The sequence below is a fragment of the Bradyrhizobium betae genome (assembly GCF_004123905.1).
Lineage (GTDB): Bacteria > Pseudomonadota > Alphaproteobacteria > Rhizobiales > Xanthobacteraceae > Bradyrhizobium > Bradyrhizobium betae_A.
The window spans coordinates 1-24385 of record NZ_MZXW01000038.1 but is presented as its reverse complement, the minus strand read 5'-3'; the positions used below and the strand labels follow the sequence as shown (position 1 = coordinate 24385).

The window sequence follows — 24385 nt, the reverse complement described above, 5'->3', positions numbered from 1 at the left end:
CAGGCGACAAGAAAGACAGGGGCATCAGAACGATGTGGCGTCGACTATTCATCATTTGCGTTATCGCATGGCAGCTTGGGGCCTGCGCGAACTGGACAAAGGGGCCGCCGTCCTGTGACGGTCTGACGCGCCGCCCACTCAACCGTTCACTTTGGGATTGGGAGAACGGCACGCCGCTGGCGGCGCCCGAAGCGCCAATTCCGCCGTCCGGGCCAGCACCCATCATCCGCAAGGGCGAGATTGGGCCGTCAGCGCCATCCAGCCATACCGCCAATTCGAGCTCTCGGTTGGACATTGCAGCCTCTTACCGCGCCTGCGGCAAGGAGGCGTGAGATGGTCCGGCAGGATGATCTGAAGACTTATTTCGACAACGCGCGCCGGTGGGAACAGGATCTGTTGCTGTCGGCCCATCGTTCGCGCCGAACGGCATGGGTGATCGCCGCGGGTGCCTGTGTATTGGCGGCCGCCTCGGTCGGTGCGGTGGCGGCCCTTGCGCCGCTCAAGACAGTCGAGCCGTTCGTCATCCGGGTCGATAATGCCACCGGCATTGTTGATACGGTCTCCGCGCTTAAATCGACGCCGGCGCGCTACGATGAGGCCGTGACCAAGTATTTTCTTGGCCGCTACGTGCGTGCACGCGAGGGCTACAGCTATCCCGAGGCGGAAGCCAACTTTCGAACCATTTCCTTGCTGTCCGGGGCGGGCGAGCAAGCCCGCTTCGCGGCATGGTACCGCGGATCGAATCCCGAAAGCCCGCAGGTCGTCCAAGGCCGGTTCGGGGTCGCCACGGTACGCATCAAGGCGATCTCGCTGCTGGCCGACAATGTCGCATCCGTGCGGTTCATGAAGGAGAGCCGCAAGGGCGAGGAAACCCGCATCACCCATTGGGTCTCGACGCTGACGTTCTCCTATGCCAGTGCGCCCATGTCCTCCGCCGACCGTCTTATCAACCCCCTCGGCTTTGTAGTTTCGGAATATCGCGCCGATCCGGAGGTCGTGCCATGAAACGTTTCGCCCTTTTTATGATCTTTGCGCTGGGATTCGCGGGGCCGGTGCTGGCGCTGCAGCAGCCGGCACCTGGTCAACACGACGCTCGCGTGCGCACGGTCACTTACGATCCGGCCAACGTGGTGCGGGTCAACGGCGTCATTCGGGCCTCAACCCAGATTTTGTTTGCCGAGGATGAGGAGGTCGCGCATGTCGCGATCGGCGACTCCGTCGCATGGGAGGTTGCCCCCGCTGGCTCGATTCTGTTCCTTAAGCCACGGGAAAAGCATCCGCCGACAAATCTGCAGGTTGTGACCACCCGGCCCGACGGCCGCAAGCGGTCCTACCAGTTCGAATTGTCGATCGCCGAGACCACGCTTGCGGACAGTTATTTTGTCGTCCGCTTCGCCTATCCCGGTGACGAGATAGAACGCCGTCGCGTGGAAGCCGCCGCGCGCGGCGCCGAGCGGGAAGGCGCGCTGATCGAGCAGACCTTCGACTTGCATCATGCCTATGGGGCGCGCAACTGGCGCTTTTCGGCGCAGGGATCGATCGACCTCGAGCCGGAAGCCGTGTTCGATGACGGCAAAGAGACCACTTTCCGCTTCGCGGGCAATCGCGAAGTTCCGGCGATCTACCTGATCAACTCAGACGGCTCGGAAAGCCTGGTGCCCAAGGATGTCCGCGGCGAGCTCGTGGTCGTCCATGCCACAGCACGAGAGTTTCGGCTACGCAAAGGCGAGAACGTGCTCTGCATTTTTAACGAGGCATTCGACGCGGTGGGGATCAACCCCGGTACCAATACCACCAGCCCCTCGATCGAGCGGCGGGCGAAGAAATCACTTCCATCCCTGAAGTCACGATAGGCGGGCGCGACATGACTGAGCATCACGATGAGACGATTGCCGGCGACCGCGGCATTACCCCCGTGGGAGGCGGGGACAATGGTCGAGCGGCGATGCTCAAGCGCGGCTTCGGCGCGCTGGCGCTGACCGCTTTTGCCTTTCTAATCATCTGGAGCACCTGGAAGAGCGATAAGCCAGTGAGCGATTCCGCCCGCAAGCTCATGATCCGGCCGGCGGCGGCGTTCGAGCCCGCACCGGAACCGCCGTCTGCACCAATCATCACGGCTTCAATTGCAGCCACGCCGGTCGCAGCTGCGCCAGCGGCGCCGGCACCCGCCTCCGACCAGCTGCTGGAGAGCGCCCGGCGCGCCCCAGTACTGGCGTATAATAGGCCGATTTCTTCCGGGCGTCCCGCCCGCGATAGCGTGACCGGAAGTGTCATTGCCGATCCCTATGGGTTTGGACGGGGCGAGCCGCGCAACGACCTTGCCGACAAGCTGAAACCTACGCCGATCGAGGGCGTGCGCGCCGCGCAGCTTCCCAACCGCAATCTGCTGGTCACCAAGGGTACTTCAATTCCGTGCGTACTGGAGACCGCGATGTCGTCTGATGTGGCCGGCTTCGTCTCCTGCGTCGTCATACGCGACGTGATGTCGGACTCCGGCAACGTGGTGCTGATGGAAAAGGGCACGCAAGTGGTTGGCGAGTACCGCGGCAATGTGCGGCGCGGTTCAAAACGCCTGTTCGTGCTGTGGACCCGCGCCAAGACGCCGACCGGCGTGATTGCAGCACTGGCCTCGCCGGCCACCGATGCGCTGGGCCGCGCCGGCTTCGATGGCGAGATCGACACTCACTTCTTTGAGCGGTTCGGCTCGGCGCTGCTGCTCTCGATCGTCAGCGATGCCTCATCGATCGGTCGTCAGCAGATGCAGGACGGCTCCATCCAGATCAACAACACCGCGGGCGCCACCAACACCGCCGCCGCTATTGCGGTTGAACAGTCGATCAACATCCCGCCGACGCTGAACAAGAACCAGGGCGAACTCGTGAACATCTTTGTTGCCCGCGACGTCGATTTCTCCTCGGTTTACCAACTTCGGCGAATTGAGACCCGGACCCAGATTCTCGACCGCACCATCCCTGGAACCATCGTGGCCCCGGCTGTGGTGACGAAATGAGCGCGGGTGCATCGAGCGAACGCGACGGTGGCCGCCTGGTCCTAGAGCGCTATCTGGAGCCGCTGGCACCATACCTGGCGGACAAGACCCTGACCGAAATCGTCATCAACCGCCCGGGCGAGATCTTCGTGGAAGGGCCGGGCGGTTGGACCCGGCATGAGGCGCCGGCTTTGACGCATGCCTACCTCTCGCATCTGGCAACTGCCGCCGCCGGTCACACCCGTCAGGACGTCGGTCCAGAGCATCCGGTGGTGTCAACCAGCTTGATCGGCGACGAGCGCTGTCAGATCGTGATCCCCCCGGCTGTCCCGGCCGGGACAATCAGCCTGACAATCCGCAAGCCATCGACCCTGACCATGACGCTTGACGCGTTCCAGCAGGCAAGACTGTTCGAGGAGGTGCGTGTCACGGGGAACGAGCTCCGCCCTGACGAGCATCGCTTGCTTGCCTTGAAAGAAGCCGGCGCATGGCGCGAGTTTCTCGAACTTGCGGTGCGGAGCCGCCGCAACATTCTCATTTCTGGAGCGACCGGCTCCGGCAAAACTACCCTGTCCAAGGCGCTGATCGCGGCAATTCCAGCGCATGAGCGGCTTATCACCATTGAGGACACCGCCGAGCTTGTCATCCCGCATCAGAATTGCGTGCGGCTGCTCTATGCCAAGGACGGGCAGGGCGTCGCCAAGATTGGACCGCGCGAACTGCTTGAGTCCTGCTTGCGGATGCGGCCAGATCGGATCCTGCTGCAGGAGCTGCGGGATGGAACGGCATTCTTCTATCTAAGGAATGTTAACTCCGGCCATCCAGGATCGATCACGACGGTCCATGCCGACAGCGCCCGGCTTGCCTTCGAGCAACTGACCTTGCTGGTGAAGGAAAGCGCGGAAGGCCGTGACCTTCATCGCGACGATATCCGCTCGCTCCTGCTGCTTCTGGTCGACGTCGTCGTCCAGATGGAGAAGCGAGACGGCCGCTACCGCATCTCGGAAATCTATTATGACCCCGTTCGCAAACGCGACCACGCCCACTAGGCTCGCGCTCGGTACTGCGCTTGCGCTCGGCGCCATTGGGCTGTTTCTGCTGGTCGCCTCGAATGTTCTGCTGCTCGGGCTCAGGCATCACGACGGAGGCATCCATTGGTCCGAGATCGCCACGGGCTGGCCCCGATACGGCACTGACCCACGCTTTGACCGCTGGCTGACGCTCTCAACTCTAGCAGGGGTGATCGTCGTCTTTGGCCTGCTCGGCGCTATCCTCCGGCAGCGTCCTCTGCCGCTTCATGGCAGCGCCCGTTTCGCCTCGGAGCGCGAGATCAAGGCCGCCGGCCTTCGATCCAAGGAAGGCGTGCTGCTCGGCCGCAAAGACGGCGCACTGCTCTGTTTTGGCGGATCGGAACACGTCCTGGTCTACGCCCCAACCCGCGCCGGCAAAGGTGTCGGCTATGTCATTCCGAACCTGCTCAATTGGCCGGATTCAGTTGTCGTGATGGATGTGAAGAAGGAGAACTGGGATCGCTCGGCGGGCTTTCGTGCAGCGCATGGGCAGGAGGTCCATCTGTTCGACCCTCTCGAGGAGAGCGGCCGCACGGCACGCTATAATCCGCTAGGTTATGTGCGCAGCGATCCCGCCGATCTCTATGACGATCTGCAGCGCATCGCGGTGATGCTGTTTCCGGCCGAAAGCCGCGGCGACCCATTCTGGTTCGAGGCGGCGCGGTCGGCTTTTGTGGCCATTGGCGGCTATGTCGCGGAAACGCCGGGCTTGCCCTTGACGATTGGCGAGATCCTGCACCAGCTGTCCGCGGCCCCTGACCTCAAGTCCCATTTTGAGAAGATCATCGCCGCTCGAAAGTCCGGCCCTTCGCCACTGTCGCGGCACTGCATCACGGCCTTAAACGATTTCCTCGCAGCTTCCGAAAACACCATGAACTCGGTGCGCAAGACGGTCACGGCGAGGCTGGGCCTTTGGCTCAACCCTCGCATCGATGCGGCGACATCGACCAATGATTTCGACCTGCGGCAGCTGCGGCAACGGCCGATGTCGATCTATCTTGGGGTCACGCCTGACAATCTCGACCGCATGGCGCCGCTCCTCAATCTCTTTTTCCAGCAGGTGGTCGATCTCAATACTCGCGAACTGCCGGAGCAGAATTCCAAACTCAATCGCAAGGTGCTGCTCTTGCTTGATGAGTTTCCAGCGCTGGGCAATGTCAATGTGCTTGCGAAATCGGTCGCGTTCGTCGCCGGATACGGCATCCGCCTTCTCACCGTGATACAGAGCCCAGCGCAACTGCGCGCGATCTACGGCATCGATGCCGCCCGCAACTTCATGACCAACCACGCCGTCGAGGTGGTGTTTGCGCCGAAGGAACAGGACGTAGCAAATGAGCTGTCCGAGCGAATCGGCTACGACACGGTGAAGGCGCGCAGCCGCAGCGGACCAAAAGGGCTTGCGATGCGCTCGATGAGCGAGACGGTCTCCGAGCATCGTCGCGCCCTAATGTTGCCGCAGGAGTTGAAACTCTTGCCGAAATCCAAGGCGTTCATCCTTGCGTCGGGCCTGCCACCCGTTATCGCCGACAAGATCGTCTATTACGAAGACAAGGCATTCCTGCGGCGTCTGCTGCCCCCGCCTGCCCCCGAGATGCCCAAAGGTCGCTCCAATGCGCTGATTGAGGCTGAGATCAAAGAGCTTCGGTCCGAGGTCGCTGAACTCCGGACTGTGTTTCGATCGAGGCCAATGACAGACGAGGAGGTGGCCGATCCCTCCGCGATTCCTGACGGCGCCAGTTTCGACTTCGGCGACGTGGACGTGGACCTCGAAGGGCTCTCTGAGGAAGAGTTAAAGGCGTGGACCCTGAGCTACATCGACGCCGAGGCCATTCCGCCGGCGCGAGGGTCCGGCCGCAAGCAGAACGGGCAGCAGCATGAACGACGCGCGTGACAACAGCGAGGACTTCAGCCTTGAACGGCAAGATCGCACAGGGCGTGGTCCGGGGAAATACGAATCGGGCGACCAAGCGGAAGCAAAGTCAACGTCAGCCGCCAGGTCGTCCGCCCCGATAGTTGATGACAATGCGCTCCCCGAGCGCATCAGTCGCAAATATTACGTCGTTGCAAATGAGACCGGAAGAGATCGGCATAGCGGGGAAACGCGCCTCTATGCCGACGAGCGTGGCGAGTATCTGGCTTTCAAGATCACCGAAGATCGTCTGGTCACGCGTCTGGCCGCCGCGGAAGTCATCCGCGACATGGTCAGCGTGGCGCAACATCGGCAGTGGGAGGCACTCCACGTCCGCGGCTCCGCGGAATTCCGACGCGAGGCCTGGCTTGAGGCTGGCGCCCGCGGAATCGAAGTGCAGGGGTATCAGCCGACCGATCTCGATCGGCAGGCTTTGGCCGACCGAAGAGACGTCCGAAACCGAACATACCCTCGCCCGCATGAGGCGGAGGTTCGTTCAGTTGAAGACAAGGACGTATCCACGGGAAGGCTTGACTACGACAAAGGCGTCTCAGGGCGCCTGATCGAGCTCGGCCGGGCAACCTACAGCAATCAGAAAAATGCCGAGACATCGGCCTATGTGGCCATCCAGGTCGACAACGGCCAGCAGCATAAGGTGTGGGGCGTGGGCCTGGAAAAGGCGGTCGCCGACAGCAAGGCAGGCCCCGGCGACCGAATCCAACTGCGCAGGGAGGGGGTCGATCGCATCCTCAAAAGCATCAAAGTCGTCGATGCAGCAACGGGGAGTGCGCGAACCGAGTGGCGGCAGGTGTCGCGCAACCGCTGGCGGGTAACAGCGGAGAAATTTCGATCCGCCGATAGGCCGACGGCGGCGCGCGATCCCGACCTGGTCGCAGCCCAATCGCAAATGGCAGTCATCGAGAAGGCGCTAGACCATGCATTCCCCCAGAATGAGCCCGCGCGTGCAAATATCAGGGAAGCAGCGAGGGAGCGGATTGCCCAACACCTCGAAAGGGGACATTCGTTCGCCCGCGCGTCGGTTATGGAGTCCATTCAAGCTGGTCATCGGTCTGGACGCCATGAAGACAAGGGCGACCGAAGCCAAAATAAGGAACGCGAGATAACGCGGCAGCGAGAACGCTGAGGTACTCGGATCCTCACGGGAAAGCTCCTGCGCCAATGCTGTGGGCAAGCCGAGCGTTTCCGGGACGACGGCCCGCGAAGAGATCAAGGCTGCCTGTGTTTACAGCCCTTCGATATCCCCAATCAGCAGGACAGGTTTTCACCCACACATCGCTAAGTCGAGCGCGACATCTCATATTGAATGAAGCCGACCACCATCATCGCAATGCCGCCGACAACGGATTGACGACGATGTTGCAGGTGAACTTTTTTCAGCCGCAGCTTGGTCGCGAGGAGCTCTGCGCTTGCTGACAAGGGCTCCTGGTCCGTGATGCCGATGAACGTCGCCGCCCACCTCGGCTTCATAGAATATAATGACACCGCGCACAGGCTTGTCAGGGGAGTATTTCGGTGCCGCTGCGTTCGGTTTGTTTCAGCGTCGTGGCAGCCGCGCATCTGCGCAACATTGCAAACCAAGCCGACCGGCTCCACTCGATTGACCGGCATGACCGTACGGCTCATCTACGAAAGCGGCAATGGCGACGTTTGGGCGCTCGCGCGCGATCCGACCTCGGACTTGCCAGCTGTGAAGCACCAGCCGAACGCCAGTTCGGGCGGGCAGACATCCTGGACGGAGATCGGCGGGAACGATACTGTCGTCTGACTCCGATTTGGTCGCGGGCCTCACATCGCAAATCGCCGGAGGGATTTTACAGCGTCGGAACGCGGCTAGCCGGCTGAGCTGTTGCGCATCCTGGGGCACTCATCAGTTCGGTCGGCAATCGCCTTGTCAATTCGGGGGCACGACACCTTCAGTCCAGCGCCGGCAATCTTACAATGACGCGAAGGCCCGTCTGGTCGGCCCCGGTCAGATTTTTAAACTCCATCGAACCGCCATATCTGTCGACGAAGCGCTTTACGATCGACAGCCCAAGCCCGGATCCGTCGCCGGTCGGCCTGCGTCCCCGATAGAACGGCTCTACTATCCGTTCGACGTCCTGCGGCGGAACGCCGGGTCCGGTATCTTCGATCTGCAGGACGGCCTGCCCGGATTCGCGATAGACGCCCACATCTACCCGCCCTCCATCCGGGGTGTATCTCACCGCGTTTTCCACGACGTTGCGGACGACGGAGACCATGGCGACCGGATCGGCGCTCACGGAAACAGGTTCTGCCACGGTGAAGCCGAGATCGACGTTGCGCGCGGAGGCTTCCGCCAGGAGATCCGCGACGACTGCCATGGCAGTACGGTCCAGGTGGACCGTCTCTTTGACCTCCGAAGAGGCCAGATCTTGCCGTGCCAGTGCCAAAAGTTGATCGAGCAGATGCCGGGTCCGGCGCATCCCGCTTTTCAGAGCTTCGAGCCGGTCCCGCGCCGCCGGGGACATGTCGAGCGGGTCGAGATTTTGAGCCTGCAGGCTAAGAGCCGTAATTGGCGTGCGAAGTTCGTGGGCGGCGTCCGCCACGAACCGCCGCTGCTGCTCCACCATGGCCCGGATTCGTTCGAGCAGGCCGTTGATCGAGCCCAAGAAGGGCTGCAGCTCGCTGGGTGCACTCTCCCCCGGGAGCAGTCGCAGGTCGTCGGCCCTCCTGACGTCCAACTCTTCAGCGAGGCGAAACACGGGACGGAAGGATCGACCGATCACCAACGCGGTGACCAGCAGCAGGCAGGGGACCAGCGCGGCGAACGGCAGCAAGGTCCGAATCGCCATATCTCCGGCGATTTCCACACGAATCTCGTCCCCTTGCGCCACGGCGAACCGGCTGCCGTCCGGACGGCTCCAGAGCGACACGCGGATCTGGCGGCCGTGACGCACGTCGTCGTGCAGGCCATCGTGCAAAGTCCAGAGCCTGCGATCGTCCGCCGACCCGTGCGGCATCGGCCCGAGCTCGAGCAGGACTACTTCCGACTCGGCATCGACGCCTCCGACGGGCTGGCTCTGCCTGGTCGATGCATTCATCGCGAACGTTCCGATCTGGGTCAGGACCGAATCCTGCATTTCGATGGCTTCGTTGTAGGCCCACAGGTATGCCAATGTGCCGCCGGCAGCGCCCGTGAGCACGATGATCGCGGTAAGGCCGGTGAAGAGGCGCCCGCGCAGCGATCTGATCATGACGGCCGGTCCACCATCCATCCGACGCCTCTGACATTCCTGATCGCCGTGGCGCCGAGCTTCTTGCGGACGGCATAAATTAGAAATTCCACGGCGTTGCTTTCAACCTCTTCGCTCCAGCCGTAGATGTGGCGTTCGAGCTCGCTACGGGACAGGATCGTGCCGGGGCGCGCGAGTAGGGCCTGAAGCAGTGCGAACTCACGGGCGCTGAGCACGCTCTTCTCTCCGAAGAACGACGCTTCGCGGGTCGCCGGATCCAGTTGGAGCTTGCCGTTTCCGAGTATCGGCGAAGCACCGCTGCCCTCGCGCCTCATCACGGCTCGCATGCGCGCCAGCAACTCGCCGATCTCGAAAGGCTTGACAATGTAATCGTCGGCCCCGAGATCGAGACCCCGGATACGGTCGGTCAATGCGTCGCGCGCGGTGAGGATGATCACCGGTACGCGACCGCTCGAGCGAATCTTCTTCAGCACGTCGAGACCGTCGACGAGCGGCAGACCAAGGTCGAGAAGCGCGATTTCGTAGGTCTCGCTGCGGATCGCTTGCATGGCCAGTTCGCCATCCTGCACCCAGTCAATGGCGTAGGCGGCGTCCTTCAGCGCCTCCACCACCGCAGCGCCGATCATCTTGTCGTCCTCGACCAGGAGCACTCGCACGCTTCAACAACCTCGTCGGCCGAGGAAATTTTCGTATCCCGCCCGCGCGGCCTTCGCATTGGCGTGCTTTTCGACGATCCCGAGCGCCGCATCCAGCGAAATCTTGACCGATGCGTTCGACCAGGCGTCGCCCGTCATGGCGCGCGGCTTCCGCCAACGCTGCGGCGGTCTTCAGAAGGCGAGCATATGGCGAAGAATGCCGTCTTCCAACTTGAAGGTTCCCTCCATGGGTTATGACCGCGCCGACTTAGGCAGGACTTAGGGCCACTGGAGCCCGCCTGCCGGCGCCTCCGGGCCTAAGCCGGAGCTAAGTCTGCACGTGCACGCTGCTCCCCGATAGCGGCCCCCGCCGAGTTGGAGAGGAGACAATCGACGTGCTTGGGAACAAACGCATCGGCGACATGCTGAACAAAGTCCCCGAGGTCACCGTGATCTTCTGGATCATCAAGATCATGTCGACCACTGTCGGTGAGACCGGCGCAGATTATCTCGCCGTCCATGTCGGTCTCGGCACTACGCTAACTGGTCTCCTCATGGCGAGCCTGCTCACGGTGGCCCTCGTCGTCCAACTTAGTATGAACCGCTATGTGCCATGGATCTATTGGTTGACGGTGGTGCTGGTCAGCGTCGTAGGCACGCAGATCACCGATTTTCTCTCGGACAAGCTGGAGGTCAGCCTCTACATCAGTACGGCGGCGTTCGCGGTCATTCTAGCCGCCACCTTCGCGAGCTGGTACGCGGTCGAGCGGACGCTGTCGATCCATACGATCGTCACAACGCGGCGTGAGCTCTTCTACTGGGCGGCTATCCTCTTCACCTTTGCGCTCGGCACCGCGGCCGGCGACCTCGCGACCGAAGCGCTTGGACTTGGCTTCAGCGTCGGGGTCCTGGCTTTCGCCGCGCTAATCGCGGCCGACGCCGGCGCATCCGCACTCGGGGTCGACGCAGTGCTCACCTTCTGGGTCGCCTACATCTTGACCCGTCCCCTCGGCGCTTCACTGGGCGACCTCCTTTCGCAATCTCGAGAGTATGGCGGTCTCGGCCTCGGCACCATCTACACCAGCCTCGCTTTCCTCACTGTCATCATCACCCTGGTCGCGTGGCTCTCCTTTGAAGGAGAGCGCGCCAGCAAAACCCAAGCCTTCCCAAGCAACTAACCTTTTTTTTGCGAGGGTTCGACCAAACCAAACATAAGGACCGATAAGATGAAAAAGACTGCGATCGCATGTGCTGCGGCGATCCTTGCCCTCGCGACTGGCCAATCGGCTCCCTACAGGGACGGCGTTCTTCTGCCCCGCGCGGAAGCCGCACAATCCAGGCTCGGAGATCTGACGCCGTTCCGCAACATCGCTGCCGAAGTCGCAGCACTTGTTGACAAGGGCGACCTTCCCGGCGCCAAGATACGAATCAAGGATCTTGAGACCAAGTGGGACGAAGCGGAAGCCGGTTTGAAGCCGCGCGCGGCGGCGGACTGGCACACGGTCGACAAGGCCATCGACCGAGCACTCGAAGCCGTCCGCGAAAGCAATCCTGACACCGCCAACTGCAAAAAGGCGCTCGCGGATCTCCTGTCCGTCATGGACTCCATGAAGGCCTGACCCCCCGCCGACCCGCGCGATCGCGGCCCGCCGGTCTTCGTCACCGGCCGTCACAATGCGATGTGCCGGCCGCACCACCTCAAGAGAAGGAATCCGGATGAAAGACGGTATTGTAGAGAGCAAGGTTCCGGAAGTAACGGTGATCTTCTGGATCATCAAGGTGCTCGCGACGACGCTCGGCGAAACCGGCGGGGACGCCGTATCCATGTCCATGAATCTGGGATACTCGGTGAGCAGCGCGATCTTCGTAGGGATCTTCCTGATCTCGGTCGCTGGCCAGATATCGGTCCGGAAGTTCCATCCCTTCCTATACTGGTTCGTGGTCATCGCCACGACCACGGCCGGCACGACCATGGCGGACTTGGCGGATCGTTCGCTCGGCATCGGCTATCCGGGGGGATCCTCGCTTCTGTTCGCGCTTCTGATGATCTCGCTCGTCGTGTGGTACCGGTCGGAAGGATCGATCTCGGTCAACACCGTTTCGACCCCGCGCGTCGAAGTCTTCTATTGGACTTCGATCCTCTTCTCGCAGACGCTCGGAACAGCGCTCGGCGACTGGATGGCCGATACCAACGGTCTTGGCTACGAAGGCGGAGCATTGGTGTTCGGCGCCGGACTTCTCATAAGCGCAGCGGCCTACTACTTTACCTCTGTGTCGCGCACTGCACTATTCTGGGTTGCGTTCATTCTAACGCGGCCTCTCGGAGCCACACTCGGCGATTTGCTCGACAAGCCGCTGGCCAATGGCGGAATGGCATTCAGCCGTTATACTGCGACGGCAATCCTAGCGGCGCTCATCGTCGCTTGTGTGACCCTTCTTCCACAGCGCCCCGGCGGGCATGCTGGACGGCCCGAAGCAGCCAGGATTTGAAGGCATCTACGCGATGAAGATGGTCCAACTTCGTGATAACGCACCGAGTTGGGCCTCAAGTTCGATGTTAGCCTCCCTGAGGTTTCGGTTGACACTGAGAAGGGCGCCGCACATCGGGGGGCTCCTCCGATGATGAGTCGCCGGACGCCGTAATATCATGTCCGCAATTCGTAGCCGTAGGCAAGCAATCGAGCGCTGCTCTATGCCGGACTTTCTCAATACGCCGCTTGAGAATTGCCAAAATCAATATAAAGCTCGACTTTTCCGGTACCGCGAACTCCCGGAAGATGAACTCATCGAGAGCGGCCTGTTGTTGGACGAGATCGCCGAGCTGCCGGTAAGCCTTGTCGGAGAGCGACAACCGAACTACGCGTCGGTCCGTTGAACAGGGTCTTCGGTGCAGCAATCCCCTTTTCTCCAGCGCTTTTGACTGGCTCGTAACAAAAGACGCCTCAACGTGAAGCATTTTCGCAACGACATTTACGGCAACACCGTCACCCATGGACAAAGCCATCAGAAGCCTAAATTGCGGATAGCTCAGCCCCAGCGTGTTTGCCCAGATCTGATGGATTTCTTCCAGATAGGCATTGATCGAAGCGATCTCCCAGGCAAGCTCTCTGGTAGTTTCTTGTCCAGCGGACCGGATGGTCAGATCCGCATCAAGTGGATTGCGGCGGTTTGGGCCGTCCATGCGGCGGTTTGGCGTTGCTCGACGCGAGTTCATATCGGATCTCCGCCTTTGCGCACGTTCCGGCGCTCCCTCGCGGCGCTCAGTGTATTCAAAACGAGCACTACAGGACATCCCATCGCAAGTACCGTCCCGGCCAGAAGCAGCGTCTTCGGTGATGCGGTGGCCAGTAATGCGGACAGGGCGACGATGCCACAGATCTCGAGGGCAAGAGCGCCGTCGTCGACGAAGAGCCCGATGAGTTCGCGGAGCACGCCCTTCATGCGGAAGCCCTCTGATCAGGGCGGCGTGCAAGGACGACGGCCACGCAGCCGGCGCCGAAAAACACTAACGCAAAAGCGATGATGGCGAAATCCGACCCCGGCCAGGCAATGCCGAGTGCTTCACCCGTCCAAAACACGCCAAAGGCGGATAGCAGAACTCCGACGATAAACTTGAGTGCATTTTCGGGAACGCGAGCTAAAGGACGGTGGATAGCCAGACCAAGCAAGAGAACAAGGCTGCAGGCTGCAATCGCTCCGGCGGCAGCAGAGGCAAACATCCCTTTCCCAGTACCCAGAGCGATGACCACAAAAATGACCTCCAATCCTTCCAGCAGAACCGCCTTGAAGGCCGTGAGTGACGCGATCCTGTCGAGCCTGGCTTCGCTTCGGTCCACTAGTCCTTGAAGTTGGGAGGTCTCGGCCGCAAACGCAGCCTCCTCGTCATGTAGAGCGATCAGACCGGCTGCGCGCAAAATCGCCTTTCGCAGCCACCGAAGGCCAAACAGGAGCAGAAGCACTCCGATGATGAATTGGAGCAGGTGCACCGGGATTTGATCCAGCGCCGGTCCGAATAGAACGACGAGCCCGGACAGAGCGCATAGTCCGGCGAAAAGTCCGATCGCAGCCGGGCGCCACCCCCTTATGGTGACGACCGCCAGGACGATAGTGAGAGCCTCCACCGCTTCCACCAGGGAAGCGAGAAAGGCAGCCGTCACGATGGGCCAGGCCAGATTCACGCCGTTCTCCCTATTCGCATCGGCGGGGGTTTCAGCCTTCCGGCCATGGCGTAGGCGACCGTTGTCATGAGAGCCAATCCCGCCAAGCCGGCCGTCAACTGCACCCACAGCGCGTTCGAGCCCAGTTCGATCAGGGCGTGCGCGCAGAATGAAAGCACGACACCAAAGCAAAACACCGGAAGCGAACGCTTGCCGCAGGCGATCATCGGCGCAAGCGCTCGCCAGCGCAACGCCGGCGAATCCGGCCGCAGCAGATTGTTGGCGACAATAGCCAGCGCAACGAAATGGATGATCCGCGACGGCGCGAGATTGGTCTTGTGTGCCGGGTCGAAGGGATTGGGGATCCATGCCGGCAGTACCCCGAATTGAGCTTGCAACGCGATGGCCAAGGTCAACCCCAGTACCCCGACCGCGATCCAGAACACCACATCCGATCGCAGGATCGGCCCGATCGGTATCGCAGCTCCGAAGCCGACCCAGGCGCCGAGGAAGAACAGCAATTGCCAGGTGAAGGGGTTAAAGAACCAGACTCCAGCATGGACGCAGGGAAGGTTCCAACCGAAGTGGCGGGATGCAAGGTACAAGCACATCGAAAGAGCGAGGGTGAGCGATGGCTTCCTCGCCAGCAACCACATGCCCGGTATGAATGCGCCCAGCAGCGCGATGTAGAGCGGTAACACGTCCAGGTTGACGGGCTTGTATGTCAGCAGGAGCGCGTGCGCCAACGCGCTGAAAGGTGCATCCGCGAATACGGCCACATTGAACTGGTTGACGTCATCGGGATCGCCCGAAATGTAAGACACCCAGACGATCGCGCCGGCATAGACAAGCAGGACGGTAAGGTGGGCTGCATAGAGCTGAAAAACCCGTTTCGAAACCTTCGCGGCCGCCGCCACATAGCCTTTTTCACGCAAGATCCGCAGAAAGACCAGGGCGGCCGTATAGCCGGAGATAAAGACGAACAGGTCAGCAGCATCGCTGAAACCGTAGTTTCTGACCGTCAACCAACTCAATATCTCATGCGGGGTGTGGTCGAGAAAGATGGCCCAGTTAGCCAAGCCTCTAAAGAGGTCAAGCCTCAGGTCGCGGCCACAAGACGCATTCGCAGTCGAGCCGCTCATGACGATCTCCGTCCGGACATCAGGATGACGCTGGCGCAGCGGCGATCTGAACTAAATCGCCGTTCGCGAGCGTCTCCGGAGGATTGTTCACGACGCGATCGGATGCCGTGAGACCGGCAAGGATCTCCACGCTATCCCCGAAGTCGCGGCCAAGCTGGACGCTCTTCAGCACCACCTTGTTGTTGGCATCGAGGATCGCAACCTGCGCGCCCTTGTCATTGACGACGAGCGCCGTTGACGGAAGCCGGAGATGGTTGGGATCCGATGGAATCTGAAAGTGCACGTTGCAATAGGCGCCACCGAAGAACTTGCCATCCGCGTTGTTGGCCTGCAGCTCGACCTGCATGCTGTGGGAGGTGCTGTTGATCGACTTCGAGATGTGCGATAGCGTCGCGTCGAACTGGACACCAGGGTACTGCGGCATCTCGAAGGTGGCGGCCATTCCCTGCTTCAGCCCGGCTGAGAAGGACTGCGGCACCTGCACGTAGATGCGGACCTTGTGAAGGTCCGACACCTCGAACAGGGGCTGTCCTGCGCCTCCCGAGGAGATCAGCATGCCGATCTCGACGTTGCGCGCCGTTACGATGCCATCGAAGGGAGCCGCCAGCGTCTTGAACGACTGCATCGCCTCGAGCTGCTTGACGTTGGCCTCGTTGGCATCGACGACGGCCTCCTTCGCCTTGGCGTCCGCGTCGGTCTGGTCGGCGAGCTGCTGCGCGACGATCTGTTTCTGAAGCAGGACATTGTTGCGCGAGGCTGTCAGATTCGCGATCTGCAAATTGGCGCGCACGCTTGCCAAAGTCGCCTTGGCCTGGCTGAGCTGCTGGTCGAGATCGGGCGCATCAATGTTCGCCAGCGCCTGGCCGGCATGGACCGGCGTTCCGATGTCGTGTTCCCAGCTCTTCAGGTAGCCGTTCACCCGTGCGTAGATCGCGGCCTTGTTGAAGGGCTGGACGTTGCCCGGCAGCGTCAGTATTTGGTTCGGCGGCGTCGGAATGAATGATGCCAGCGAAACCGTTGCGGTCGTCTGCTGGCTCGTCCAGTCCACGACCTCCTGCTTGCTCTGCGCCCGGCTAATGAAGCCGTAGCCTGCGATAATCCCGGCAAGTGCAAGGACGGCACCGGCAATGGTCAGCAGGCCTCGTTTTGCGGGAATTTCAACGCCATCCGTCGACATCGGTCGCTCCGCTCAATCCGTTGAAGTTGTCTCGGGCGAGGCGCGTCGATGCCCGCCGTGCGCCAGGCTGAAGATGGTCGGCACCAGGAAAAGCGTGGCGCAGGTCGCGAACACGAGTCCGCCGATGACCGCGCGCCCCAGCGGCGCGTTCTGGCCGGGCTCGATCGCCATCGGAAGCATACCGATGACCATCGCAAGCGCGGTCATCAGCACCGGGCGGAACCGCGAACTTCCCGCGTCGAACGCGGCCTCGAACGCGCCCGCGCCCTCCGCCATGCGCTCTCGCGCAAAACTGATGACCAAAATGCTGTTGGCGGTCGCGACGCCCATGCACATGATCGCGCCGGTCAGCGCCGGCACCGACAACGTGGTGCCCGTGCCGAACAGCATCCAGACGATGCCGGCGAGCGCGGTCGGCAGGGCCATCACGATGACGAACGGATCGAGCCAGGACTGGAAGTTGATGACGATGAGGAGGTAGATCAGCACGATGGCGGCGGCCAGTCCGACGAAGAGCTGCCGGTACGCGCTGGTCATCGTGCTCACCTGGCCGCGCAGCGCCACGCTGGCTCCCTTCGGGAGGTCGTTTGCGGTATCGTCGATCGATTTCCGGATATCGGCAGCGAGCGCGCCCAGATCGCGGCCCTGCGGCGTGGCGTAGATGTCGATGACCGGAGAGACGTTGTAGTGCGAGACCACGGCATCGCTGCGGCTGCGCGCAACGTCGGCGATGCCGCCGAGCAACTGCGTGTTCGCTCCCGTGCTTGAGGTGACCGGAATGTTCTTAAGCCCAGCCATGGTGTCGATGTCGCGTTGCGGTGTCTGGATCGAGACCGCATAGGACACTCCACTCTTCGGATCCAGCCAGTAGGTCGGCGACGATTGGGAGCTTCCGGACAGCGTGGTGAGCATGGCCGTCGCGACGTCCTTTTCGCTGAGACCCGCCAGCGAGGCCAACGACCGGTCGACATTGACGTCGAGTGTCGGCTGCTGGAACGCCTGCTCGATGCGCGCATCGGCAATGCCGGGGATCGCCTTGATCCGGGTCAATAGCGCGTTGGCGTAAGTGCGGTTGGCGGCCAGATCCCTGCCGGCGACCTGTACGTCGATCGGCGCCGGCACACCGAAATTCAGCACCTGGCTGACGATGTCGGCGGGAAGGAACGCGAAGGACGTGCCCGGGAATTGCTGCGGCAGCTTCTCCCGCATGGTTCTGATGTAGTCGTCGGTCGGCGCGTGATTGGGATTGAGGCTGATCAGGATGTCGGCGTCGCCGACGCCGATCGTGCCGGAATTGTTGTAGGCCATGTTGATGCCGCTGACGCTGAGACCGACGTTGCTGACGATGCCTCCGATCTCGTTCTTCGGAATGATCTTCTGGATCTCGGCGCTGACCTTGTCGCTGAGACTGACCGTCTGCTCGATCCGGGTCCCCGTCGCGGCCCGGATGTGAAGCTTGATCTGGCCGGCGTCCACCGTCGGAAAGAAGTCCTGTCCGAGATATGGCGCCAGTCCGAACGACAGGGCGCTGACGATCAGGAAGCCGGCGATGACTTTGACGCGGTTCGTGAGGCAAAGCTGTAGCAGGCCGCGGTAGCGCGCGCGAACACCCTCGAACATCCGTTCAAAGCCGCGCTGGAACCGGGTGAAAGGGTTCCGTGATGGCGGCGCGCCGGCGCCCTCGCCGCCGTGATGGATCCGGTGATTGCGCAGCAGATAGTTGGCCATCGTCGGCACCAGGGTGCGCGACAGCACGTAGGAGGCCGCGAGCGCCAGGATCACGGCTTCGGCGAGCGGCCGGAACAGATAGCCGGCGACACCGCCCAGGCCGAACATCGGAACGAACGCGATGCAGATGCAGAGCAGCGACACCGTCGCCGGCACCACGATCTGCCGGGCACCGTCCAGGATGGCCGGCTCGATGGCCTTGCCCTGCTCCATGTGCCAATTGATGTTCTCGATCGTGACCGTGGCATCGTCGACCAGGATGCCCACCGCGAGCGCAAGCCCGCCGAGCGTCATCACGTTGATGGTCTCTCCGAGGACCGAGAGGCCCGCCAGCGCGGCCAGGATGGCGAGCGGAATCGAAAGCGTGATGATCAGCGTGGACCGCCAGCTGCCGAGAAACAGCAGGATCATCATGCCGGTGAGGACTGCAGCGATGATGCCCTCCTTGACCACACTGGAGACGGCGTCGGTGACATAGACCGACTGGTCGCCGACGGGGATCAGCTTGAGACTGCTCGGCAATGTCTTCGAGATCGACGGCAACAGCGCCTTGACGTTGTTGATGATGTCGAGCGTCGAGCTCACGCCGGCCTTCATGACCGTCAACAGCACGGCGCTGGCGCCGTTGACCCGGACCGCGTTGGTCTGTGGCGGATTGCCGTCGTGAACGTAGGCCACGTCTCTCATGTAGACCACGGTGCCGTTCACCGTCTTGATCGGAAGATTATTGAAGGCGTCGATGGCTTTCGGCGAGTCGTTCAGATTCACAGTGTATTCGTAGGAGCCGATCTTCTGCGTTCCGACCGGGGTGATCAGATTCTGCAGCGAGAGCGCGTTGATCACGTCGTTCGCAGAGACGCCGTACTGGTGCAGCGCCCGCTGATTGAGATCCGCCTGCACCTGCCTCACCTTGCCGCCGAACGGCAGCGGCAGCGTCGCGCCGGGCACGGGCGCCAAGGCCGGCCTGATGAAGTTGAGCGCAGAATCGTAGACCTGCGTCTCCGACATTTGGGAGCTCGACAGCGCGAGTTGCAGGATTGGGACGCTCGAAGCGTTGAAGGAGAGGATCAACGGCGGCGTGATGCCCGGCGGCATCTGCTTCAGCACGGTCTGCGACATGCCGTTGACCTGCGCCAGCGCGGCGTTGATGTTCACCGTCGGCTGGAAGAAGATCTTGATGATGCCGTAGTTGACGATCGACTGGGATTCGATGTGCTCGATGTCATTGACGCTGTTCGGCAGAGAGCGTTCGTAAAAGGTGACGATACGGCCGGCCATATCGTCGGCCGGCAACCCGGTGTAGCTGAACACGACGCTGACAACGGGAATATTGATGTTGGGGAAGATGTCCGTCGGGGTGCGCAGTGCGGCCGTCGTGCCGAAGATCATGATCAGCACGGCCATCACCACGAACGTGTAAGGTCGCGCGAGGGCGAGCCGCACGATTGCGATCATTCGAATCTCCTGCCGATGGCGGAACGGATCGGGGGTGGGTCGATCCAATTCCGACGCCGAGGTTCACACTCAACACTCGAGATAATAACGTTGCCTATCTAATTAAGGTAATGCATTCTCGTCATTCGGACATGGCTATCCCGAATTATGGAGCGCCCAGTGAAGAAGTCGGCTCCTCGCCTCGCGTCGATCGACCTCAATCTGTTGGTGGTCTTCGACGCTGTGATGCGGGAAAGATCGACGACCCGAGCTGGAAAGCGACTGGGCCTTAGCCAGCCCGCCGTAAGCCACGCGCTGAAACGCCTCCGACACATGCTGAAGGACGAACTGTTCGTCCGCGGGCCGCTCGGCATGATGCCCACGCCCCGCGCGGAACAGCTTACGATGCCTGTCCGAGCGGCGATGGACGGTTTGCAGGAAGCGCTTGAACCAGATGAATTCGAACCCGGCACGGCAACTCAGTCCTTCAAAGTCGCCGTCGATAACTATGCGGCCATCGTGCTCGTCGCTCGGATTGCGGCGAACGTTGCCAAGCTGGCCCCCGGGCTAAGGTTGGATTTTCGCCCGAGCGGAACCCTGAACGTTCTCGACCTCCTCGATCGAAGCGAATTGCATCTCTCGGTCGGTGCGTCCGATGTCAACGCCGAGCGTTTCACGCGGAAGCGACTGCTCCAAGACGAATTCGTCGCGGTCATGCGCCGGGACCATCCCTTGTCGAAAGATGAGTTAGTCTCCAAAGAGGCGCTCGCCGACGCCAGGCATTTGGAAATATCGTCCGCGCAATTCGGGAACGAGACGACGGGCACCGAGACTTCTGCCAGGCCGAAACGGCAGACCGGAATACGTGCTCCCATTTTGTCCGCTGCGCGCATTCTCGCTACTTCGGAGTTCGTGTGCGTCCTCCCCCTGAAGGTCGCCATCGAGATGACTCGGTCCCGTGAGCTGGCATACCGGGGGCTCGCGCGCCCTCCCAAGGCGATCGAAACGTCGATGCTTTGGCTTCGCAGATTGGACAATCAGCCCGCGCACGCCTGGCTTCGGAACGAGATCGCTAAGGCCGTTGATAGTCTCACTGAAGGCGGATCTCGGTAGGGCTAACAGCGAAGCGATTGGACGGTTGACGATCGCGTTGAACAAGTGCCCCCACCGAGTGAAATCGTCTCGGCGGGGCCTTGGGCGACCACGAAGCCCACCGAGGCGTTAACGCGCTGCGGACCGCACCTGACCACGCTGCCCTGCTAGACTTAGGCGAGGCTTAGGGCCCGCATTGCCTCAACCGCCCCACTTTTTGCGCGAAGTGACAGTTAAGGCGCCGCTGCAGTCGCTCTTCGTCGCGTTCCTGGTCGGAGTTTGGGTCACGACCGGCTCTTCCTTTCCGGCGAAGCGGGCTTGAGTTCAGCACCGCTTGGGCCGCGCGGAACGGCTCAGATGGCATCCGATTCACCTACTGCATCACCCCGCACAACGTATTCATCGCGAAAATTCCCTCGACCACGAGGCGCACGGTATCGTGGCATTCGCACGCCGCCGCCGCCAGCCGCGACCGCTCGATCTCGATCTGGCCTCGTCGGTCAGATCTGATCGCTCCGGAGTCGCGCAGATTGCGCATCAGGAGCGTCACCGTCGTTCGTCGCAGACCGAGCATTTGCGACAGCGCCTCATGGGTGAGCGGGAGGACGTCGTGGTCTACGCGGTCGCGAAGAAGGAGCAGCCAGCGCGCCATGCGGGCCTGGGCGGGATGCAGCGCATTGCAGGCCATGCCGAACTGAAACTGAATCAGCATCGCCCTCAGTGCATCTGGATTGCGTGCCGGATCGCAGGGCTCCGGTTGAACGCGGCCTGAAATCGCCGTGCGGAGATCCGCGAGGCGGTGCCCGCCGCACGAACGATGGCGGTGCTGGCTGAAGGTGACGGCCCTAGCACGGAAAGAACCCCTACTGCTCCCTCGCGCCCAACTGCGGCGGTGGCAACCGTCTGCCCGTTCGCCATGTCGATCATCAGCGAAACGGCGCCGCTATGAGGGAAGAACACGTGCTCGATCTGTTCGCCCGCTTGCGAGAGGACCGCGTCCTGATCGAGCCCGATCATCTCTAAGCCGGGCACCAGCAGACCGAAATCTGCTGGAGCCAGCGCTGCCAGAAGGCGATTACCAATTTCGCCGCCACGAATCACCGCAGGCAATCCGGACTAGGCAAGTCGCGCTTTCTGGATTCCGAGCGCGGCGGATTGATCGCGGCGCCCGGGACGCCGAAGGCGCAGGCAATACACTCTGCGTCGAGAATGCGCACGGCTGCATGGACTGCTCTTATCTTCATGTGAGACCCCGCTCAGTGCTGTTGGCCTGGCAGCATCTTCAAACTGCGAGGGGTGCATCTCAACGAACTTGATTTTATTTTCCATGCTATGACAGCGCGCGTAATTCTTCTGAATATTCAGTGGATTAGCCAAACAGGACAGTGGAAACGGTATGTCGAGAGCGTCACGTCGTGAGGCTTGCCCTGACGTCTTTCGACTGCCGCCGCGGAGCTCCGTGGTCACCTCTTGTTCGCCGATGGCAGACGTTTTTCCGTGTGGCCCATGTCAGCTTGTGCCGCCCTAAGCGGACGTCGCTGGTGACGCGGCCAGATCTACCCCGGCCAGACAAGCCTAAGCCTGGAAGGAAATAGTCGCTACCTGTGAGCTATGACTTGTGCGTCGACACGGTGAAGATCGCCGCGCGATCCAGCAAGCGGCGAAGCCGCACCAAATCTGCGTGTCCGTCCGGCTCACGATCGGCGAGGCACGCGGAGCGGGGTCCATAGCTATCTGGCGGCTGGATCGCGAGCAGATGGGCCCGACGGATCTCTGAAGGGACCACGACCAAACGGACGTTTGGAGGTCGTGGTGTTGCCCGTCTGCAATTTACCAGGAACGATCCGTGCGGTAGCGTTGCTTCGATCTTGTCGTGATCCAAAGTTCCAGAACCGGGCGGGTAAGCTTGGCACAGCACGCGACCGTGCATATCAACGTGGTCGGAGGAGCCATGAGAAAACTCACTATGGCCGCAGCAATGATTCTCGCGGGCTGCGGGGAAGCATCGGCCGACGACGCCATGGTGACAAAGACCGGATCCGCCGTGCCTGCGACGATATCCTCGCAACCGGCAGCGTGCGGGAGCATCGAGGATTTTTTCCTGACGAGCTGCGCGCTCACTTCGAGCGGTATCACCGTGTACGGCATCGTCGACACCGGCGTGAGCTGGCGCAGCCATGGCGCGCCGTTCAGCGGGACATCCGCCCCGGGCGTGGACTATCTCGTCCAGAAGTACAGCAACCGCCCGCGCTGGGATGTCGGGCCGAACGGCTTGAGCCAGTCGAACATCGGCATCAAGGGCAAGGAGCCGATCGCGCCCGGATGGGATTTCATTTTCGATCTGCAGGCCGGGTTCGATCCCTATTCGCTTCGATTTCCGAACGGGCCGCACTCGGCGGCGCAGAACGCCGGAATACCGCTTACCAGCCAGGACTCCTACGCCGATTCCAGCCGGGCCGGACAATTTTATAATTCCGTCGGCTATGCAGGCGTCAGCTCTCCCTACGGCACGTTGACTCTCTTCCGGCAAAACGCGCTCACGCTGGACGCGGTTTTTGCCTATGACCCAATGGGCGCCTCATATGCCTTTTCGCCGCTCGGCTGGCAGGGACTGACCTGCGGCGCGGGCAACACCGAAACCTGCCGGCACAGCACGGCCCTGAAGTACCGTGTCGACATCGATCAGTTCAGGGTGGCGGCACTCTGGCAATTCGGTGGCTACGAACTGAACAATGCCGCGACCGGCACCTATCAGCTCCAGGTCGGCGGCGACATCAACCTCGCCGGAGGCAAGCTTTCGCTCGACGCGATCGGCAGCTACGCGCAGAATGCCGTGGCGATGGGGCTCGCCGGCAACACGCTGCCGGCGGTGCTGCCGCAGGTTCTCACCGCCACGCTCTCCGACAACTCGGCCTTGATGCTAGTCGGCAAATACACGCGCGGGCCCTGGCAGCTGTTTGGCGGGTACGAATTCATCCGATATGCACCGCCCAGCAACCCCTTCGCCCCCGGCACCGGCTTCATCGATATCGGCGGAGACTTCGTTTGCACCGGCTGCACGACAATCAACAACACCAACATTAACAACACCGCGTTCAGCGCCGGTGACAAACTGTTCCACGTGGTCTGGACCGGCGTGAAATACGCCGTCACCGACGATCTCCACGTGGTCGGCGCCTACTATTACAACGACCAGCCGGCCTTCGGTGCGCCCGTCAACTGCACCAACCCCACGGCGTTTGCGAACTGCCACGGCACGCTGAATGCTGCCTCGGTCGCAGTCGATTGGCAGTTTGCGAAGAAGTACGACGCCTATGCCGGCGTGATGTGGTCGCAGGTCAGTGGGGGCCTTGCGAACGGCTTCCTCAACCGTGCCTCGGTCGCTCCGACGGTCGGGTTACGCTTCCGGTTCTGAAGGCAAGCGGCGGATTACATTGGGGCAGTGGATTGTCGCTGGTCCGCCCCACGCGCTAGCGGCGGCGCTTGCCTGCCAGAGCGGCTCGAATGGTGGAAGAGCAGCGGCGTCTCGGCATTGCACACCAGTTCCGTTGTCGCGCGAGCACTGCTGTCAGGTACCCTCAAGATGCCAATCTATTGAACGATGAATCGCGTGGGCCTGTCGGACCGGGAGCGACAATAGGAGATTTGAGGCAGCCGCCCAATCGTACCAGGAAAAGTGTTCGATAACTAAAAGGGATCGGGCGAATAATACGGAGGTTTAGGGTGCTGGCACGTTGCGGCTGATGTGGCTTCGCACTAACGATCGCGGAACTCGATGATTATCGCGGGCTTTGCGGTCCACGGGTTGTGGGCGAA

At 61.7% G+C, this 24385-nt stretch carries 24 protein-coding genes; 12 read left to right on the top strand and 12 right to left on the bottom strand.

All coding sequences use genetic code 11. From position 1 onward, the window contains the following. Positions 1–333 precede the first annotated feature (333 nt). The 6 genes from B5V03_RS28630 to B5V03_RS28605 are packed head-to-tail and all read left to right on the top strand — an operon-like array spanning position 334 to position 7112. On the top strand, positions 334–1005 hold the full coding sequence (locus B5V03_RS28630) for a virB8 family protein (protein ID WP_129273725.1): 672 nt from the start codon (positions 334–336) through the stop codon (positions 1003–1005). Next, a complete protein-coding gene (virB9, locus tag B5V03_RS28625) occupies positions 1002–1853 on the top strand; it encodes a P-type conjugative transfer protein VirB9 (RefSeq protein ID WP_129273724.1) in 852 nt (283 codons plus the stop codon). Before B5V03_RS28630 ends, virB9 begins: the two co-directional genes overlap by 4 nt. 11 nt (positions 1854–1864) lie before the next feature. Further along, complete coding sequence (gene virB10, locus B5V03_RS28620) at positions 1865–3010, top strand: type IV secretion system protein VirB10 (protein WP_129273723.1); 1146 nt, start codon at positions 1865–1867, stop codon at positions 3008–3010. Further along, positions 3007–4038 (top strand): P-type DNA transfer ATPase VirB11, encoded by a 1032-nt coding sequence (virB11, locus tag B5V03_RS28615; RefSeq protein ID WP_129273722.1) that lies wholly within the window; start codon positions 3007–3009, stop codon positions 4036–4038. Before virB10 ends, virB11 begins: the two co-directional genes overlap by 4 nt. Then, positions 4004–5950, top strand: coding sequence for a type IV secretory system conjugative DNA transfer family protein (locus B5V03_RS28610; RefSeq protein ID WP_129273849.1), 1947 nt, complete (start codon positions 4004–4006; stop codon positions 5948–5950). Before virB11 ends, B5V03_RS28610 begins: the two co-directional genes overlap by 35 nt. After that, positions 5934–7112 (top strand): LPD7 domain-containing protein, encoded by a 1179-nt coding sequence (locus B5V03_RS28605; protein WP_129273721.1) that lies wholly within the window; start codon positions 5934–5936, stop codon positions 7110–7112. Before B5V03_RS28610 ends, B5V03_RS28605 begins: the two co-directional genes overlap by 17 nt. Positions 7113–7264: 152 nt before the next feature. Here B5V03_RS28605 and B5V03_RS28600 read toward each other — a convergent pair whose 3' ends face one another. Then, positions 7265–7597, bottom strand: coding sequence for a hypothetical protein (locus tag B5V03_RS28600; protein ID WP_129273720.1), 333 nt, complete (start codon positions 7595–7597; stop codon positions 7265–7267). On the opposite strand from B5V03_RS28600, the gene B5V03_RS41720 reads away from it, so the two are divergent. After that, positions 7596–7754 carry a hypothetical protein gene (locus B5V03_RS41720; RefSeq protein WP_164988356.1) on the top strand — a complete coding sequence of 53 codons (159 nt, stop codon included), beginning with the start codon at positions 7596–7598 and terminating at the stop codon, positions 7752–7754. The two genes, B5V03_RS28600 and B5V03_RS41720, sit on opposite strands and share 2 nt — an antisense overlap. A gap of 148 nt (positions 7755–7902) precedes the next feature. On the opposite strand, the gene B5V03_RS28595 is transcribed toward B5V03_RS41720, so the two are convergent. From B5V03_RS28595 to B5V03_RS42785, 3 genes are read right to left on the bottom strand one after another with little or no spacing between them, the layout of a single operon-like run. Then, the gene (locus B5V03_RS28595) at positions 7903–9204 is read right to left on the bottom strand and encodes an ATP-binding protein (RefSeq protein WP_164988355.1); all 1302 of its coding nucleotides are present in this window, start codon (positions 9202–9204) and stop codon (positions 7903–7905) included. After that, positions 9201–9860, bottom strand: coding sequence for a response regulator transcription factor (locus tag B5V03_RS28590; protein WP_129273718.1), 660 nt, complete (start codon positions 9858–9860; stop codon positions 9201–9203). Before B5V03_RS28590 ends, B5V03_RS28595 begins: the two co-directional genes overlap by 4 nt. Before the next feature lie 3 nt (positions 9861–9863). Further along, entirely contained in the window at positions 9864–9998 is a 135-nt protein-coding gene (locus tag B5V03_RS42785) for a hypothetical protein (protein WP_283811548.1), read from the bottom strand. A 263-nt stretch (positions 9999–10261) separates the two neighbouring features. Between B5V03_RS42785 and B5V03_RS28585 the strand changes: the two genes are divergently transcribed. The 3 genes from B5V03_RS28585 to B5V03_RS28575 all read left to right on the top strand — a co-directional run bounded on the left by B5V03_RS28585 (position 10262) and on the right by B5V03_RS28575 (position 12329). Then, on the top strand, positions 10262–11017 hold the full coding sequence (locus tag B5V03_RS28585) for a COG4705 family protein (RefSeq protein ID WP_129273848.1): 756 nt from the start codon (positions 10262–10264) through the stop codon (positions 11015–11017). A 48-nt stretch (positions 11018–11065) separates the two neighbouring features. Continuing rightward, positions 11066–11458: a hypothetical protein gene (locus tag B5V03_RS28580; RefSeq protein WP_129273717.1), complete on the top strand. Its 393-nt coding sequence runs from the start codon at positions 11066–11068 to the stop codon at positions 11456–11458. A 97-nt stretch (positions 11459–11555) separates the two neighbouring features. After that, a complete protein-coding gene (locus B5V03_RS28575) occupies positions 11556–12329 on the top strand; it encodes a COG4705 family protein (RefSeq protein WP_129273716.1) in 774 nt (257 codons plus the stop codon). A 67-nt stretch (positions 12330–12396) separates the two neighbouring features. Here B5V03_RS28575 and B5V03_RS28570 read toward each other — a convergent pair whose 3' ends face one another. Genes B5V03_RS28570 through B5V03_RS28545 form a run of 6 tightly spaced genes read right to left on the bottom strand, consistent with a single transcriptional unit; the run spans position 12397 to position 19498 of the window. After that, entirely contained in the window at positions 12397–13053 is a 657-nt protein-coding gene (locus tag B5V03_RS28570) for a MarR family winged helix-turn-helix transcriptional regulator (RefSeq protein ID WP_245502364.1), read from the bottom strand. Continuing rightward, on the bottom strand, positions 13050–13280 hold the full coding sequence (locus tag B5V03_RS28565) for a hypothetical protein (protein ID WP_129273715.1): 231 nt from the start codon (positions 13278–13280) through the stop codon (positions 13050–13052). Before B5V03_RS28565 ends, B5V03_RS28570 begins: the two co-directional genes overlap by 4 nt. Then, positions 13277–14017, bottom strand: coding sequence for a COG4280 domain-containing protein (locus tag B5V03_RS28560; RefSeq protein ID WP_129273714.1), 741 nt, complete (start codon positions 14015–14017; stop codon positions 13277–13279). Before B5V03_RS28560 ends, B5V03_RS28565 begins: the two co-directional genes overlap by 4 nt. Then, on the bottom strand, positions 14014–15138 hold the full coding sequence (locus B5V03_RS28555; RefSeq protein ID WP_129273713.1) for an OpgC family protein: 1125 nt from the start codon (positions 15136–15138) through the stop codon (positions 14014–14016). The genes B5V03_RS28560 and B5V03_RS28555 overlap by 4 nt, the downstream gene beginning before the upstream one ends. A gap of 19 nt (positions 15139–15157) precedes the next feature. Then, positions 15158–16315, bottom strand: coding sequence for an efflux RND transporter periplasmic adaptor subunit (locus B5V03_RS28550; protein WP_129273712.1), 1158 nt, complete (start codon positions 16313–16315; stop codon positions 15158–15160). 12 nt (positions 16316–16327) lie between these two features. After that, positions 16328–19498 (bottom strand): efflux RND transporter permease subunit, encoded by a 3171-nt coding sequence (locus B5V03_RS28545; RefSeq protein ID WP_129273711.1) that lies wholly within the window; start codon positions 19496–19498, stop codon positions 16328–16330. 159 nt (positions 19499–19657) lie between these two features. Between B5V03_RS28545 and B5V03_RS28540 the strand changes: the two genes are divergently transcribed. Further along, positions 19658–20590, top strand: a complete 933-nt coding sequence (locus B5V03_RS28540) for a LysR substrate-binding domain-containing protein (protein ID WP_164988354.1) — start codon at positions 19658–19660, stop codon at positions 20588–20590. A 352-nt stretch (positions 20591–20942) separates the two neighbouring features. Here the strand turns inward: B5V03_RS28540 and B5V03_RS42505 are convergent, their stop codons facing one another. Next, positions 20943–21281 carry a Crp/Fnr family transcriptional regulator gene (locus B5V03_RS42505; protein WP_245502363.1) on the bottom strand — a complete coding sequence of 113 codons (339 nt, stop codon included), beginning with the start codon at positions 21279–21281 and terminating at the stop codon, positions 20943–20945. Between the two features lie 5 nt (positions 21282–21286). Next, entirely contained in the window at positions 21287–21670 is a 384-nt protein-coding gene (locus tag B5V03_RS42500) for a Crp/Fnr family transcriptional regulator (protein ID WP_245502362.1), read from the bottom strand. A gap of 850 nt (positions 21671–22520) precedes the next feature. Here B5V03_RS42500 and B5V03_RS28530 point away from each other — a divergent pair. Beyond that, complete coding sequence (locus B5V03_RS28530; RefSeq protein WP_129273709.1) at positions 22521–23984, top strand: porin; 1464 nt, start codon at positions 22521–22523, stop codon at positions 23982–23984. Positions 23985–24385 lie beyond the last annotated feature (401 nt).

Bases quoted from the DNA above. Each gene is read 5' to 3' on its own strand.
- B5V03_RS28630 (WP_129273725.1), top strand. From the start codon at position 334: ATGGTCCGGCAGGATGATCTGAAGACTTATTTCGACAACGCGCGCCGG.
- virB9 (WP_129273724.1), top strand. From the start codon at position 1,002: ATGAAACGTTTCGCCCTTTTTATGATCTTTGCGCTGGGATTCGCGGGG.
- virB10 (WP_129273723.1), top strand. From the start codon at position 1,865: ATGACTGAGCATCACGATGAGACGATTGCCGGCGACCGCGGCATTACC.
- virB11 (WP_129273722.1), top strand. From the start codon at position 3,007: ATGAGCGCGGGTGCATCGAGCGAACGCGACGGTGGCCGCCTGGTCCTA.
- B5V03_RS28610 (WP_129273849.1), top strand. From the start codon at position 4,004: ATGACCCCGTTCGCAAACGCGACCACGCCCACTAGGCTCGCGCTCGGT.
- B5V03_RS28605 (WP_129273721.1), top strand. From the start codon at position 5,934: ATGAACGACGCGCGTGACAACAGCGAGGACTTCAGCCTTGAACGGCAA.
- B5V03_RS41720 (WP_164988356.1), top strand. From the start codon at position 7,596: ATGACCGTACGGCTCATCTACGAAAGCGGCAATGGCGACGTTTGGGCG.
- B5V03_RS28600 (WP_129273720.1), bottom strand. From the start codon at position 7,597: ATGCCGGTCAATCGAGTGGAGCCGGTCGGCTTGGTTTGCAATGTTGCG.
- B5V03_RS28595 (WP_164988355.1), bottom strand. From the start codon at position 9,204: ATGATCAGATCGCTGCGCGGGCGCCTCTTCACCGGCCTTACCGCGATC.
- B5V03_RS42785 (WP_283811548.1), bottom strand. From the start codon at position 9,998: ATGACGGGCGACGCCTGGTCGAACGCATCGGTCAAGATTTCGCTGGAT.
- B5V03_RS28585 (WP_129273848.1), top strand. From the start codon at position 10,262: ATGCTGAACAAAGTCCCCGAGGTCACCGTGATCTTCTGGATCATCAAG.
- B5V03_RS28580 (WP_129273717.1), top strand. From the start codon at position 11,066: ATGAAAAAGACTGCGATCGCATGTGCTGCGGCGATCCTTGCCCTCGCG.
- B5V03_RS28575 (WP_129273716.1), top strand. From the start codon at position 11,556: ATGAAAGACGGTATTGTAGAGAGCAAGGTTCCGGAAGTAACGGTGATC.
- B5V03_RS28570 (WP_245502364.1), bottom strand. From the start codon at position 13,053: ATGAACTCGCGTCGAGCAACGCCAAACCGCCGCATGGACGGCCCAAAC.
- B5V03_RS28565 (WP_129273715.1), bottom strand. From the start codon at position 13,280: ATGAAGGGCGTGCTCCGCGAACTCATCGGGCTCTTCGTCGACGACGGC.
- B5V03_RS28555 (WP_129273713.1), bottom strand. From the start codon at position 15,138: ATGAGCGGCTCGACTGCGAATGCGTCTTGTGGCCGCGACCTGAGGCTT.
- B5V03_RS28550 (WP_129273712.1), bottom strand. From the start codon at position 16,315: ATGTCGACGGATGGCGTTGAAATTCCCGCAAAACGAGGCCTGCTGACC.
- B5V03_RS28545 (WP_129273711.1), bottom strand. From the start codon at position 19,498: ATGATCGCAATCGTGCGGCTCGCCCTCGCGCGACCTTACACGTTCGTG.
- B5V03_RS42505 (WP_245502363.1), bottom strand. From the start codon at position 21,281: ATGCTGATTCAGTTTCAGTTCGGCATGGCCTGCAATGCGCTGCATCCC.
- B5V03_RS28530 (WP_129273709.1), top strand. From the start codon at position 22,521: ATGAGAAAACTCACTATGGCCGCAGCAATGATTCTCGCGGGCTGCGGG.